At 68.3% G+C, this 15389-nt stretch carries 8 protein-coding genes and 1 CRISPR repeat array; of the genes, 6 read left to right on the forward strand and 2 right to left on the reverse strand.

The features are described from left to right. Positions 1 to 177: 177 nt before the first annotated feature. Positions 178 to 1806, forward strand: coding sequence for a methyl-accepting chemotaxis protein (locus DS843_RS23490; RefSeq protein WP_286192276.1), 1629 nt, complete (start codon positions 178 to 180; stop codon positions 1804 to 1806). A 115-nt stretch (positions 1807 to 1921) separates the two neighbouring features. Here the strand turns inward: DS843_RS23490 and DS843_RS23495 are convergent, their stop codons facing one another. Together DS843_RS23495 and DS843_RS23500 are read right to left on the reverse strand one after the other, a co-directional pair. Further along, positions 1922 to 2893, reverse strand: a complete 972-nt coding sequence (locus DS843_RS23495; protein WP_149471261.1) for a tripartite tricarboxylate transporter substrate binding protein — start codon at positions 2891 to 2893, stop codon at positions 1922 to 1924. Positions 2894 to 3056: 163 nt separating this feature from the next. Further along, on the reverse strand, positions 3057 to 4724 hold the full coding sequence (locus DS843_RS23500; protein WP_149471262.1) for an HD domain-containing phosphohydrolase: 1668 nt from the start codon (positions 4722 to 4724) through the stop codon (positions 3057 to 3059). 219 nt (positions 4725 to 4943) lie between these two features. On the opposite strand from DS843_RS23500, the gene DS843_RS23505 reads away from it, so the two are divergent. The 5 genes from DS843_RS23505 to DS843_RS23525 all read left to right on the forward strand — a co-directional run bounded on the left by DS843_RS23505 (position 4944) and on the right by DS843_RS23525 (position 15193). Continuing rightward, positions 4944 to 9800 (forward strand): NAD-glutamate dehydrogenase, encoded by a 4857-nt coding sequence (locus DS843_RS23505; RefSeq protein ID WP_149471263.1) that lies wholly within the window; start codon positions 4944 to 4946, stop codon positions 9798 to 9800. A 138-nt stretch (positions 9801 to 9938) separates the two neighbouring features. Next, entirely contained in the window at positions 9939 to 11576 is a 1638-nt protein-coding gene (locus tag DS843_RS23510; protein WP_149471264.1) for a tetratricopeptide repeat protein, read from the forward strand. A gap of 250 nt (positions 11577 to 11826) precedes the next feature. Further along, positions 11827 to 13211: a CRISPR direct-repeat array (repeat unit 37 nt; unit sequence GTCTTCCCGGGCAGAAATGCCCGGGCCTCATTGAAGC). 114 nt (positions 13212 to 13325) lie between these two features. Then, positions 13326 to 13556 (forward strand): hypothetical protein, encoded by a 231-nt coding sequence (locus DS843_RS23515; protein ID WP_149471265.1) that lies wholly within the window; start codon positions 13326 to 13328, stop codon positions 13554 to 13556. 8 nt (positions 13557 to 13564) lie between these two features. Then, positions 13565 to 14875 carry an MFS transporter gene (locus tag DS843_RS23520; protein ID WP_149471266.1) on the forward strand — a complete coding sequence of 437 codons (1311 nt, stop codon included), beginning with the start codon at positions 13565 to 13567 and terminating at the stop codon, positions 14873 to 14875. A gap of 81 nt (positions 14876 to 14956) precedes the next feature. Then, positions 14957 to 15193, forward strand: a complete 237-nt coding sequence (locus DS843_RS23525) for a hypothetical protein (protein WP_149471267.1) — start codon at positions 14957 to 14959, stop codon at positions 15191 to 15193. Positions 15194 to 15389 lie beyond the last annotated feature (196 nt).

Below are 15389 nucleotides of genomic sequence, written 5' to 3' on the forward strand. Positions count from 1 at the left end.
GTTCCTGAAACCGCCCGCCGCCGGCAACCCGGCCTGCGGCGGGTGCGGTTCAAGCTTTCCTGACCATCCGGCGCCAACGGACCGGCCAATGGTTGAAGCAGGTGCTCCATGACTTTCCTCAATCACCTCCACATTCCCACGAAAATGGGAATCCCGGCGGCGACAGCGATTCTGGGCATGCTTGCCATCGCGTTGCTCGGCGGCTCCGCCATCACGGAACAGTCACGCCTGCTGGACACGCTGTTCAACCGCTCCTTCACGCGGGAAGCGGATGTCCAGGCGTTGACCGACACCCTGACCGTCGCGCACGCCGGCCTCTACCGGACCGTGATCCTCAGCACCGCCAACGCATCCCCCAAGGCGGTGGAGGAGGAAGCGAAGGCCGTGACCGACCAGCTCTCCAGGCTGAAGGTCCAGGCGGACAAGATGAAGGGCCAGTCGGCCGCGACCGAGGACGAGGGGCAGATCCTCCAGCGCTTCGGGTCCGACACCGCCGCCTATCAGGCGAAGGTGACCAGCTTCCTCGACCTGCTGAAGATGGGCGTCGATCCGCTCGACTTCCTGCAGGAGGTCCAGGCGGCCTACGGGCGCCTGCACGGCACCTCCCGCGATTACCTGACCTACCAGCGCCAGCAGTCGGCCGACGCCTACGCCACCGTGAACACGTCCGTCGATGCGACCACCCAGGCCTTCATCGCCTCCGCGATCGTGGCCCTGCTCATCACGGTGGGCGTGGCGCTGTTCATCGGCTTCAACATCGCCCGCCCGGTCGTCCGGCTGACCACGGTGATGGAACGGCTGGCCCAGGGCCGGCTGGAGGACGAGGTTCCCGCCGCCGACCGCGGCGACGAGATCGGCCAGATGGCCCGCACCGTCCGCGTGTTCAAGGAGAACGCGCTGCGCGTCCAGGAACTCTCGCGCGAGCAGGACGCCATGCGCGCCCGCGCCACGGAGGAGCAGCGCCGGACCATGAACAGCCTCGCCAACGACCTGGAGGCGTCGGTCAAGGCGGTGATGGGCGAGGTGGTGCGGTCCGCCAACTCCATGCGCGGCGAAGCCAACGTCATGCTGGAGAACGCCCGCCAGACCAGCCACCACAGCGACTCGGTCGCCCACGCGGTGCAGGAGGCGACGAGCGAGGTGGAAAGCGTGGCCGCCGGCGCCGAGCAGCTCCGCGCCTCCATCGACGAGATCACCCGGTCCATCACCCAGTCCACCCAGCTCGCCCGCGGCGCCGTGGACGAGGCGGGGCGGACCGACTCGATCGTCCAGGGCCTCAGCGAGGCCAGCCGGAAGATCGAGGAGGTGGTCGGCCTCATCAACAACATCGCCGGCCAGACCAACCTGCTCGCCCTGAACGCCACCATCGAGGCGGCCCGCGCCGGCGAGGCGGGCAAGGGCTTCGCCGTCGTGGCGCAGGAGGTCAAGAGCCTCGCCAACCAGACCGCCAAGGCCACCGACGAGATCGGCTCGGAAATCGCGGCGGTTCAGGCGGCGACCACCGCGGCGGTCAACGCCATCCGCGCCATCGTCAACACCATCCGGCAGGTGGACGAGTCGCTCAGCACCGTCGCCGCGGCGGTGGAGGAGCAGGACGCCGCCACCCGCGACATCAGCGAGCGCTCCCAGCGCGCCGCCACCGACACCGTGGCCGTGCTTCAGGAAATGCGGCTGGTGCAGCAGGCGGCGGAGACCACCGGCCATTCCGCCGGCACCGTCCAGACCACGACGGAGGAGCTGTCGCGCAGCTTCAACAAGCTCGACAACGAGATCGAAGCCTTCATCAGCCGCATCACCGCGGCTTGATGGGGCGGGACGCCGCGGCGTCCTCCAGCCCCCGCACAAAAAAGGCCCCTCTTCCATCGGGAGAGGGGCCTTTTCTTATCCGGCGTCTCTTATCCGGCTGACTGGATCGCAAGCATCACTTCAGCCAGGGGAATTCGCGCCACAGGTTGCGGAAATCGCCGTCCAGTTCCTTCAGCTCCGCCGCGAAGGCCTCCGAGTTGAGGATGCGCAGGGGCTGGAAGGTGTCGCGGGCCTTGCTCTGGAATTCCGGATCGTTGGCGGCCTTTGTCACGGCCTCCACCAGCTTGGCGCGGACGTCGGCGGGCAGGCCCTTCGGCGCGCCGATGCCGCGCAGCGACGCCATGGTGATGTTGTAGCCCAATTCCTTGAAGGTCGGCAGATCGGGCGCCATGTCCCAGCGCTGCGTGCTCATCACGCCGAGGATGCGGATGTTGTCGCCGCCGGCCTTCCCGCGCAGCCCCTCGCCCAGATTCTGGCCGCAGACCTGGGTGTGGCGGCCCAGCATCGAACGGTAGTTCTCGGCGCTGCCCGGAAACGGCACATGGGTCAGGCGGACGCCGGCCTGCCGCTGCAGCAGCAGCATGCCCAGATGGTCGTCCGAACCGACGCCGGTCGAGCCCAGCGTGATGGTGTTCGGGTTGGCCTTGGCCTGCGCGACCAGGTCCTCCAGCGTCTTGTAGGGGCTGTCGCCGTGGACGGTCATGATGCCCGGGTCGTCCACGATGTTGACCAGCGGGTCCAGCCGGTCGAGCGAGAAGCGGGCGTTGCGCTCGATCGGGATGGTGACGACGTTGGGCGTGTTGATGAAGCCGATGGTGTAGCCGTCCGGCGTGGCGTCGGCGATGGCCGCGAAGCCGATCTCGCCACCGGCGCCGCCCCGGTTCATCACCACGATCCGGGCGCCGTCACCCAGATACTTCTCGATGAAGGGAGCCAGCATGCGGGCGGTCACGTCGGTCGATCCGCCGGCCCCGTAGGCGACGACCATCGTGATCGGCTTCTCGGGATAGGCGGCCTGGGCCGCGGCCGCCCCCAGCATCAGGGCGCAGGAGGTCACAAGGGTGGAGAAGAATGTACTGGCTTTCATGGTCGGCTCCGCCAAATGCTGCCGCACGATCACCGCCGCGGAGCGCCGCCGCGGTGCCGGTTGCACAATTCATAGTAACACGATTTTTCGTACACTATAATATAATGAGCGCAACCAGGATGCGAATGTATGATAATTACCCCTCCATCGCATTTCAACCGCATCAGTTGATCGGTTCGGCGCGGTTGCCGAACAGGGCGCGCAGCTTGCGGCCGATGGCCGCCACCAGCAGACCCTGGTTGCCGCCCTCCGGCTGGGGGAACCAGTCCGGCTCGGTCGCCTGGATGCGGCGGACCACGATCAGGAACGCCTCGACCACCAGCGGATCGAAGTCCTTGCCCGCCCGTTCGGCGATCCAGGCGATGGCGTGCTCCACGCCCCACGCCTTGCGGTACTGGCGGTCGGTGATGAGGGCGTCGAACACGTCGGCCACGGCCATGATCCGCGCCGACACCGGGATGGCCTCGCCGCGCAGCCCCTCCACGTAGCCCGACCCGTCGTAGCGTTCGTGGTGATAGCGCGCGATCTCCGCAGCGATGGACAGCAGGCTGCGCCCGCGCAGGGGCAGCGCCGCCTCGGCGAGGATGCGGTGACCGATCAGCGTGTGGCGCTGGATGGCGGCCATGTCGTTGTTCGCCAGCTCGCCCGGAATGCCCAGCGTCTCGTCCGACACGCTCAGCATGCCGACGTCGTGCAGCAGGGAGGCCAGCCCGACCTTCTCCACCAGCTCTTCGTCAAGCTCGTCCAGGAAGCGGCCCTGGGCGCGCAGCTCGCGGGCGATGTCGCCGACCAGCCGCTCGATGCGCTGGAGATGGCCGGCGGCGGCGTTGTCCTTGTATTCGGCGAGCGACCCCATGGCGAGGACGGTCGCCTTCTGGGCGGTGTTCAGTTCCTCGAACAGCAGGGCGTTCTCGAAGGCGATGGAGCATTTGTTGCGGAACAGCTCCAGCAACTGCCATTCACGCGCGGTGCCGTCGTTGTTGTGGCCCTCGACATAGATCATGCCGATGATCCCGCCATGGGCGCGCAGCCGCAGGGCGCAATAGTCCGGCTCCACGATGGTCTCGCTGCTCGGGCTCAGCCGCTCCAGGGCGGCGGTCACGTTGGGCTCGCCCAGATCGGCGACGTCCACGTCCTTCCATTTGGCGAAGCGCCCGGTGGAGGCGCGCACGCGGATGCGGCGGTCGCGCGGCAGCGTGTCCCCCTGGATGCACAGCAGGGCGTGCCGCCCGATGCCCAGCAGGCCGACCACGCGCGGCAGGATGTTGGGGAACAGCACGTCGGGCGTGCGCATCTCCAGAAGGCCGGTGGTCGCCACCAGCATGCGGGCCAGCGCCTTGCGTCCCGCCGCCTGGGTCTGCAGGTTGATGAAGGCGCGCAGCCGCGGGACGACCGCGGTGCGCAGCGTGCGCGCCGTCAACCCGTCCTTCAGGCGGTAGTCGCTGACGTCGTGGCCTTCCACCACCTCCTCTTCCGGCGCCCGCTCGGGATGGGCGGTGCAGACGAGGATGCGGACGCGGCTGTTCCCCAGATCCTTGCGGATGTGCTCGATGAAGCCCAGCCCCGCCGGCGGTCCGTCGTCCGCGGGGTCCAGCACCGGTTCCAGCAGGACGGCGGCGGTGTTGGGGTTCCGGTACAGCGCCTCCCGCGCCTCGGCGGCGGTCGCGGCGGTCAGCACCGACACCGGCGCCCCGTCCAGCACGAAACCGCCGAGCGCGGCGCGGGTCAGCTCCGCCAGCGTGGGGTCGGGATCGACCACGAGAACGTTCAGGCGGGCCTTTTCGGGCGGAACCGGGTTGGCCTCCGGTGGGCGGGCGTCGTCGTTGGGCATGACCGTCTCGCTGGTTGCGCGCAAGGGACGCGCTTGCACAAAAAATACGCCCACTTCCCGATTCATTCAACTTTCATCGATTTGGACACGAAGCGCTTCTCCGTAATAACCGCCTCTTCCGGTTACGCCCCTACGCCTGTTGCCTGCGGCGGCAAATCGGCTACCCTCTGCCTACAAAGGCGGCAAACCGCCGCAAAAAATCAGGGAAGGATTGGAGCGATGGCTCTCAGGGCCGAACAGCTCAAGGACGAGCTGACCGAAGAGGTCGTGCGGCAGGTTCGCGAGCGGCTGGGCCGCAGCCGCGCCGCCCCGGCGGAGCGCTTCGTACGGCAGTTCTACGACAACGTCCCGCCCGACGACATCATCCAGGCTCCGGCGGAGCAGCTCTACGGCGCTTCGCTCGCCATGTGGCAATGGGGCCAGCAGCGCGAGGCGCCGGAGCGGGCCAAGGTCCGGGTCTACAACCCCCGCGTCGAGGAGCATGGCTGGCAATCCCACCGCACGGTGGTGGAGATCGTCAACGACGACATGCCGTTCCTGGTCGACTCGGTGACGGCGGAGCTGAACCGCCAGGGGCTGACCGTCCATCTGGTCATCCACCCCGTGGTCCGGGTGAGGCGCGACGCGGACGGCCAGCTCGTGGAGCTGTACGAATCCGCGGCGGCCCCCACCGACGCCGCGCCCGAATCCTTCATGCATGTGGAGGTCGGCGCGGTCACCGGCGCCGCCGCGCTGGACCAGGCCCGCGAAGGGCTGGAGCGCGTGCTGGCCGACGTGCGCGCCGCCGTGGCCGACTGGCGCGCCATGCGCCGGCAGGTGCGCGCCGCCATCGCGGAGGCCGACGCCGCCCGCGCCGCCGTCCCGGCCCTGATCCCGGACGACGAGGTGGACGAGGCCAAGGCCTTCCTCGCCTGGGCCGACGACGACCATTTCACCTTCCTCGGCTACCGCGAATACCGGTTCGAGAGCGGCGCCGACGGGGCGGACTCCTCGCTGGGGCTGGTCGCCGGCAGCGGGCTGGGCATCCTGCGCGACGACTCGGTCACCGTCTTCGACGGGCTGCGCAACTACGCCACCCTGCCGCCGGACGTGCGCGACTTCCTGCGCAACCCGCGTGTCCTGATGGTGACCAAGGGCAACCGCCCCTCCCCCGTCCACCGCTCCGTCCCGATGGACGCCATCCTCATCAAGCGCTTCGACGCGGAGGGGCGGATCGTCGGCGAGCGGCTGGTGGCGGGCCTCTTCACCTCGGTCGCCTACAACCGCAGCCCGCGCGAGATCCCCTATCTCCGCCGCAAGGTCGCGGAGGTGATGGATCTGGCCGGCTTCGACCCGCAGGGCCATGACGGCAAGGCGCTTCTGCACATCCTGGAGACCTACCCGCGCGACGAGCTGTTCCAGATCCAGGTGCCGGAGCTGCTGGACATCGCGGTCGGCATCCTGCACCTGCAGGAACGGCAGCGGCTGGCCCTGTTCGTGCGCAAGGACCCGTTCGAGCGCTTCGCGTCCTGCCTCGTCTACGTGCCGCGCGACCGCTACGACACCACGCTGCGGCGGCGAATCCAATCCATCCTGGAGGCCGCCTACGACGGCACCTGCTCCGGCTTCACCACGCAGTTGACCGAAAGCGTGCTGGCCCGCCTGCATTTCATCATAAGGACGGAGCCGGGCCGCGTGCCCGCCGTGGACCCCACCGAACTGGAGGCGCGGCTGGTCCAGGCGTCGCGCGGCTGGGACGACCATCTGCGCGACGCGCTGGTGGACGCCCATGGCGAGGAGCAGGGACGCGCGCTGTTCCGCCGCTACGCCGACGCCTTCCCCACCGCCTACCGCGAGCAGTTCAACGCGGAGGCCGCCGTCTTCGACATCGACCGCATCGAGAAGACGATGGCCCAGGGCACGCTGGGCATCAACCTCTACCGCCCGCTGGAGGCCGAAGGGGACGAGCTACACGTCAAGATCTACCACGAAGGCCACCCGGTGCCGCTGTCCGACGTGCTGCCCATGCTGGAGCACATGGACCTGAAGGTGATCACCGAATCGCCCTTCGAGATCGCCGTCGCCGGCCACGCCGCTCCGGTGTGGATTCACGACTTCACCGCGCGCTCCCAGAACGGCCTGCCCATCGACTGCGCCATGGTGAAGGAGAAGTTCCAGGACGCCTTCGCCGCCGTCTGGGACGGGCGGATGGAGGATGACGGCTTCAACCGCCTCGTGCTCCGCGCCGGCCTGACCGCGCGGGAGGTGACGGTGCTGCGCGCCTACGCCAAGTATCTGCGCCAGGCCCGCATCCCCTATGGGCAGGACGTGGTGGAAAGCACGCTGGCCGGCCATCCGGCCATCGCCCGCAAGCTGACCGCCCTGTTCCACAGCCGCTTCGACCCGGCCCGGCGCCCGCAGAACGATCCCGGCCTCGCGGCGGAGATCGAGCGCGCGCTGGACGGGGTGAGGAACCTGGACGAGGACCGCATCCTGCGGCGCTTCCTGAACCTGATGTGCAACACGCTGCGCACCAACGCCTATCAGAACGGGGTGGACGGGCGGCCCAAGACCTACATCTCCTTCAAGATCGACAGCCGGCACATCGACGACCTGCCCCTCCCCCGCCCGATGGTCGAGGTGTTCGTCTACAGCCCGCGGATGGAGGGCGTGCATCTGCGCGGCGGCAAGGTGGCGCGCGGCGGCATCCGCTGGTCCGACCGGCGTGAGGATTTCCGCACGGAGATCCTGGGGCTGATGAAGGCCCAGATGGTCAAGAACACCGTCATCGTGCCGGTGGGCTCCAAGGGCGGCTTCGTGGTGAAGCGCCCGCCGCCCCCGTCCGCCGGGCGCGAGGCGGCGCTGGCCGAGGGCATCGAGTGCTACAAGACGCTGATGCGCGGCCTTCTGGACGTCACCGACAATCTGGACGCCCAGGGGGCCGTGGTTCCGCCGCCGGAGGTGGTGCGGCATGATGGGGACGATCCCTATCTGGTGGTCGCCGCCGACAAGGGCACGGCGACCTTCTCCGACATCGCCAACTCCGTCTCCATCGACTACGGCTTTTGGCTGGGCGACGCCTTCGCGTCGGGCGGCTCCGCCGGCTACGACCACAAGAAGATGGGCATCACCGCCCGCGGCGCCTGGGAATCGGTGAAGCGCCATTTCCGCGAACTGGGGCACGACACCCAGACGCAGGACTTCACCGTCGTCGGCGTCGGCGACATGTCGGGCGACGTGTTCGGCAACGGGATGCTGCTGTCGAAGCACATCCGCCTGCTCGCCGCCTTCGACCACCGGCACATCTTCGTCGATCCCGACCCGGACGCCGCGCGGAGCTGGGAGGAGCGACGGCGCCTGTTCGACCTGCCCCGCTCCTCCTGGGCGGATTACGACGCCTCGCTGCTGTCGGCGGGCGGGCGCATCTTCGACCGTTCCGCCAAGTCGCTGGAACTGACGCCGGAAATCCGCCAGCGCTTCGCCATCGCGAAGGACCACGTCACCCCGCAGGAGTTGATGCAGACCCTGCTGAAGGCGGAGGTGGACCTGCTGTGGTTCGGCGGCATCGGCACCTACCTGAAGGCATCGGAGGAGACCAACGCGGAGGTCGGCGACAAGGCCAACGACGCGCTGCGCATCGACGGGCGCGACGTGCGGGCCAAGGTGATCGGCGAGGGCGCCAACCTGGGCGTCACCCAGCGCGGCCGCATCGAGGCGGCACAGCACGGGGTGCGGTTGAACACCGACGCCATCGACAATTCGGCGGGCGTGGACACCTCCGACCATGAGGTGAACATCAAGATCCTGCTGAACGACGTGGTGGCGCGCGGCGACATGACGCTGAAGCAGCGCGACCAGTTGCTGTCCGCCATGACGGACGAGGTGGCCGGGCTGGTGCTGGCCGACAACTATCTGCAGGGTCAGGCCCTGACCGTCGCCCGCGCCCTGGGTCCGGACGCTCTGGAGGCGCAGGCGCGGCTGATCCGCTCGCTGGAGAAGGCGGGCCGGCTGAACCGCGCCATCGAGTATCTGCCCGACGAGGAGGAACTGTCCGCCCGCATGGCCGACCGCGAGGGGCTGACCCGGCCCGAGCTGGCGGTGCTGCTGGCCTACGCCAAGATCACGCTGTACGACGATCTTCTGGCGTCGGACCTGCCGGACGATCCCTTCATGGCCGACGACCTCACCCGCTACTTCCCCAAGCCGCTGCGCAAGACCCACGCGGAGGCGGTGGGGCGGCACCGGCTGCGGCGGGAGATCGTCGCGACCAGCGTCACCAACAGCCTCGTCAACCGCACCGGCCCGACCTTCGTCAAGGAGATGATGGAGAAGACCGGCATGGGGCCGGCGGACGTCGCCCGCGCCTACGCCATCGTGCGCGACGCCTTCGGCCTGCGGTCGCTGTGGACGGGGATCGAGGATCTGGACACCATTGTCCCGGCCTCGCTCCAGACCGCCATGATCCTGGAGACGGTGCGCCTGATGGAGCGCGCCGCCGCCTGGTTCCTGGCGAGCTGCCAGCAGCCGCTGGACATCGCCCGCGAGACCGACGCCTTCCGCCCCGGCATCGAAGCGCTTCTGGCCGGGCTGGACAAGGTGCTGGACGCCGAGGAGACGGCCCGCCTGACCGCCCGCGTCGCCTCCTACCAGGAGCAGGGCGTTCCCGCCGATCTGGCCCGCCGCATGGCGGCGCTGCCGGTGCTGGCCGCCGCCCCCGACCTCGTCCGCATCGCCGGGCGCACCGGTCGGGACGTGGCGGACGTCGCCGCCGTGTACTTCATGCTGGGCCGCCGCTTCGGCCTGGAATGGCTGCGCGACAAGGCCGCGACGGCGAAGGCGGAGAACCACTGGCAGAAGCAGGCGATCACCGCCCTGGTGGACGACCTGTTCGCCCACCAGACCGCGCTGACCACCCGCGTGCTGGAGGCGGTGGACCAGTTGCCCGCGGAGGCCCCCGTGGACGCCTGGATCGCCCACCGCCGTCCGGTGGTGGAACGGGTGGAGCAGCTCCTGTCCGAGCTTCGCACCCAGCCCAACGTCGATCTGTCGATGCTGGCGGTGGCGAACCGGCAGCTCCGCGGCCTGACGGCGGGGTAAGGGGCGGGTTCAGGAGCCTGAAGCCCTCTTCCGGCCCCCTTCGGGCGGGTCCGGAAGAGGGTTTCCCATGCGTTCGGCCCGTTTTCCGGCTATGGTGCGGCAATTCCAAGGATTTCCCGCCGACCCGGAGCCTCCGCGATGACCGACACCCAGCAGCCGACCCTGCACGACGCCATCCGCCTGCTGCGGGCGAACGATCTGGGCGGGGCGGAGGCGGCCTGCCGGGCGATGCTGGCGGCGGACCCGCACAACGCTCAGGTTCTGCACCTGCTGGGGGTCGTCGCCGCCCACACCGGCCATCCCGACGATGCGCTGGACCTCTTCGTCCGCGCCATCGCGGAGGACGGCAGGGACCCGTCCTTTCACAACAGCCGTGGCAGCCTGCTCTTCCAGCTCGGCCGCGCGGCGGAGGCGGAGGAGGCGTTCCGCGCCGGCATCGCCCTCAACGACCGCCTGCCGGAGCTTCACGGCAATCTGGGCAACGCGCTGAAGGCGCTGGCCCGGTTGGAGGAGGCCGAGGCCGCTTTCCGCGCCGCGCTGGCCCTGCGCGGCGACGCGCCGGAGATGCACAATTTCCGCGGCACCACGCTGCGCGAGTTGGGCCGGCTGGACGAGGCGGAGGCCGCCTTCCGCGCCGCGCTGGAATTGGCGCCGGAGTATCTGGAGGCCCGCTACAACCTCGCCGAGGCGCTGAGCACGCGCGGCGCGCTGGAGGAGGCGGAGGAGGCGTTCCGCGTGGTGATCGCGGCGGCGCCCCGCTTCGTCCCCGCCCATGTCGGTCTGGCCCACACGCTGCAGAGCCTCGACCGCGCCAACGAGGCGGTGGAAGCCATCGAGGCCGCCCGCGCCATCGCACCCGACCATCCGCTGGTCCAGTTCACCCGCCGGCTGATCTATTCCAACGCGGTGCCCGGTTGGCATCTGCCCATGATTAACGATGTCGAGCGCAACGACGCCTACGAGGCGGCGCTGAAGCGCGCGGTGACTCCGGACTCGCTGGTTCTGGAGATCGGCACCGGATCGGGCATCGTCGCCATGATGGCGGCCCGCGCCGGTGCGCGGAAGGTGGTGACCTGCGAGGTGAACCCGATCCTGGCCCGCGTCGCCCGGGAAACCGTCGCCAACAACGGCTACGCCGACCGCATCGACGTGGTGCCAAAGCTGTCCACCCGCCTGTCGGTCGGCGAGGGCGGCGACCTGCCGGAGAAGGCCGACGTCTTCGTGTCGGAACTCATCAACATCGGCATGCTGGCGCCGCGCATGCTGTCGGTTCTTCAGCACGCGCGCACCCATCTGGTGAAGCCCGGCGGCGCGATCATCCCGCGCGCCTCCACCGTCTACGCCATGCTGGTGGAGACTCCGGAGCTGGCCCGCATCAACCCGGTGAAGACCGTCGGCGGCTTCGACATGTCGACGTTCGACGTGTTCCGCTCTCCCGGCTATCAGCAGATCGACCTGGGCGCCGACCCCCACACGCCGCTGTCGGCCCCCTTCACCGCGCTGGATTTCGACTTCACCCGCAACATGCCCGAGGAGGGCACGCGCGAGATCGCCGTGGAAATCACGGCGGAGGGCACCTGCCACGGCGTGGCCTTCTGGTTCGACCTGTATATGGACGAGGAGGTCACCTACCGTTCCGAAAGCCGGGCGCGGACGAACCACTGGAAGCAGGCGATGACCTATCTGGACACGCCGATCCGCGTGCGCCCCGGCGACCGCCTGACCATCGTCGCCCGCTACGACAACAACCAGATTTCGTTCGGCATCGGCGGTTGAGAGGGGTCAAGGAAAGACAACCCGCCCCACGGATGCTATGATCCCTCCACTGCCGCCATCGTTGCGAGCGGTCCGGTGCATGCGAAAAGCCGGGACCCGCTCGCAAGATGGAAACCGTTGATATCGCTGGGTTCTTGGACATCGTGAAGAACGGAACCGGTACGGTTGGAACGCCAATCCGCGCAGAATCACGGACCGCTCGAATCCGTCGCTGTTTTTCCTGGTTGTTCAAAAGGGTAGAAGCTACCCTGTCTTCCCGGGCAGAAATGCCCGGGCCTCATTGAAGCTCATGTCAGTCTCCCGTTTTCCAGTCGGCGCGTAATAGGGTCTTCCCGGGCAGAAATGCCCGGGCCTCATTGAAGCGGTTTTCGACAGCGCCTTGCGGTCGGAGCGGCCGGGTCTTCCCGGGCAGAAATGCCCGGGCCTCATTGAAGCTTGAGCAGGGAACTTGGGCTGGAGACGATCACCGCCGTCTTCCCGGGCAGAAATGCCCGGGCCTCATTGAAGCCTCATAGCCCCTGCGCCTTCTTCTGCACGTAGCGTTTCCAGGTCTTCCCGGGCAGAAATGCCCGGGCCTCATTGAAGCTTGCCGTTCTCGTAGGTGGTCGGGTCCACGGCGAAATCGTCTTCCCGGGCAGAAATGCCCGGGCCTCATTGAAGCGGCGTTACCAATTTGGTAGGTCCCGAACGGTTCCCCCGTCTTCCCGGGCAGAAATGCCCGGGCCTCATTGAAGCGGAACCAGCACTATCCGGTCGATAACGGTATACGCGTCTTCCCGGGCAGAAATGCCCGGGCCTCATTGAAGCAAGAGTCCACAACCCTTCTTCCCCTTCCGGGGGTTAAGCTGGTCTTCCCGGGCAGAAATGCCCGGGCCTCATTGAAGCCTGAGGCCGTCCAGGGAGCCAAGGACGCCGTGGACGAGTCTTCCCGGGCAGAAATGCCCGGGCCTCATTGAAGCTCGCATTTCGCGACCGACCCGGCGGCAGCACAGCCGCGTGTCTTCCCGGGCAGAAATGCCCGGGCCTCATTGAAGCGCGGTTGGGATGCCCTCCGCCTGCATGGTCGGCGCGAGTGTCTTCCCGGGCAGAAATGCCCGGGCCTCATTGAAGCCGCCGTCTCCCCAACTTCCTGCGGCTCCGGAAAGTCGGTCTTCCCGGGCAGAAATGCCCGGGCCTCATTGAAGCACACCCTCTCCGGGTGAATCCATCGCTTCCCTGATCAGCTCGTCTTCCCGGGCAGAAATGCCCGGGCCTCATTGAAGCTTCATGTCCGCGGCGAACTGCTTGGCGAACCACGCGGCCTGTCTTCCCGGGCAGAAATGCCCGGGCCTCATTGAAGCATCGCGTCGGACGCCCTGCCAGGACTCCACCCGGAGTCTTCCCGGGCAGAAATGCCCGGGCCTCATTGAAGCACCCAGATCGAGGTGAATTCCAGCGACAGCACCTTGTCTTCCCGGGCAGAAATGCCCGGGCCTCATTGAAGCCTGCTGACGCAGTCGGCCGGGCTGTTGACGATCTGCGGCGTCTTCCCGGGCAGAAATGCCCGGGCCTCATTGAAGCGCCGATGAACCCAACCACCCCACCGCCATCGACCCGTCGTCTTCCCGGGCAGAAATGCCCGGGCCTCCCTTCATATGTGTCGGAAATGCCTCGTCCTGGTCGAGGTGCGCCATACCAGTGGAAGGGCGATGGCGTTGGTTTCCCCTCCTTCCTGGGGTAAGGTGATCGGCGCCGGCCTGGAGATGCCTCATGAGCACCGAAGAGAATTCCGCCCCTCCCAACACCGCCGTTGCCCTTCCGGAACCCAACCTGTCGGACCTCGAACGGCAAAAGGCGGAAATCGAGGCGATCCAGGCGCAGATGATGCAATTGCATGCCCGGGTCGGCCAAAGGCTGGATGAACGGCGGACCACCATCGACCTGACCCCGGCCGACCTGACCCCGGCCCGCCCCGACGCGATCCCGCCAACCGCCGAATAATCCGACCGATGCCCCCCGCCAACGACACGCCCAGCCGGCGCGCCGTCGCGTCCTGGTGCCTCTACGACTGGGCGAACTCGTCGTACAACACCATCGTCACGACCTTCATCTTCTCCGTCTATTTCGCCCGCGGCGTGGTCGGGGACGAGGTGGCAGGGGCCTCGCGCTGGAGCGCCGCGCTGACCGTCGCCGGGCTGCTGATCGCCCTGCTCAGCCCCGTGCTGGGCGCCGTCGCCGACCGGACGGGGCGCCGCAAGCCCTGGATGGCTCTGTTCACCGGCCTGACCGTGCTGTTCTGCGCCGCCCTGTGGTGGGTGAAGCCCGATCCGTCCCACGCGCTGTTCGCCCTGGTTTGCGTGGTCATCGGCACCGTCGCCTTCGAACTGGCGAACGTCTTCTACAACGCCAGCCTGACCGCGCTGGCGCCGCCGCGGATGCTGGGGCGGATTTCCGGCTGGGGTTGGGGGGTCGGCTATTTCGGGGGGCTGGCCTGTCTGGTGGTCGCGCTGTTCGTCTTCGTGCAGTCCCCCACCCCGCTGTTCGGCCTTCTGGACACGGGGGAGCAGGCGCCGGTCCGCGCCACGGCCCTGCTGGCCGCCGCCTGGTATGGGCTGTTCGCCCTGCCCTTCTTCCTGTTCGTGCCCGACGTGCCGGCGACCGGGCTGGGCATCCGGCAGGCCGCGCGGGAGGGCCTGGCGACGCTGCGCCGGACGCTGGCGGAGACGCGCAAGCACCGCAACACGCTGCGCTTCCTGATCGCCAGCGCGATCTACCGCGACGGCATCAACACCATCACGGCCTTCGGCGGCATCTTCGCCGCCCATGCCTTCGGCATGAGCTTCGAGGAGATCCTGATCTTCGCCATCGCGCTGAACGTGGTGGCGGGCGTCGGGGCCATCGGTTTCGCCTGGGTGGATGACCGGGCGGGGGCCAAGCCGACCATCCTCATCAGCCTGATCGGACTGACCGCCTTCGGCGTGCCGCTGCTTCTGGCGACCGACAAGCTGTGGTTCTGGGTGCTGGCGCTGGGGCTCGGCGCCTTCTTCGGGCCGGCGCAGGCGGCGGGGCGGTCGATGATGGCGCGGCTGGCCCCACCGGGCATGGCCGGGGAGATGTTCGGGCTCTACAGCCTGACCGGGCGCATGGCCGGCTTCGTCGGACCGCTGGCCTTCGGCCTCGCCACCCACCTGTTCGACAGCCAGCGGGCGGGCATGGCGAGCGTTGTGGCTTTCTTCGTGATCGGTTTTGGTATTATGCTGTCGGTTCGGGAGCCGGCACCGGGCGATGCGAATACGGTGCGACAGTCCGCCGCGGCATGACGGCGGATTCGACTGGCGGAAGCTGCTAACTTGCCTTTTGCTGCGACGCACAACGAACTTGGCGCGGAGGGCGGAACGGACATGTTGCACATCAAGGACATCGAGGCCTTCGCGCACATCAACGAGGCGCTGGCCAGCGACCACGCCACCGCGCGTGGGGAGAGCGATTCGGCGGGGCATCACCCGGCGGTTCATCCGGCGATGCTCATCGCCATGGCCGCGACCGGGCGTTTGAAGCCGGATGAGGGCGCGGACGGCGCGCCGCAGCAGGCGAGCGCCGCCACCGCGCTGGCCTGGATGATGGGGCGGCGGCGGTAGGCACTCGACGAAGCCCCCACCCTTCCCACGGCTTCGCCGCGGGCCCCTTCCCTCCCCCGCTGACGCAGGCAGGGCTATCGCATCTGAGTAAAGCAGGTTGCGTCTGTTGACCTGAAGGAAGCGGTCGCTTTGGCCTTTTTCTTCAGGAGACGCGCGATGCTCTCTCTCATGGAAATTTTCCGAGAGGTTCGTGACC

It is taken from the genome of Roseomonas genomospecies 6 (assembly GCF_008365375.1).
In the GTDB taxonomy this organism is placed as follows: domain Bacteria; phylum Pseudomonadota; class Alphaproteobacteria; order Azospirillales; family Azospirillaceae; genus Azospirillum.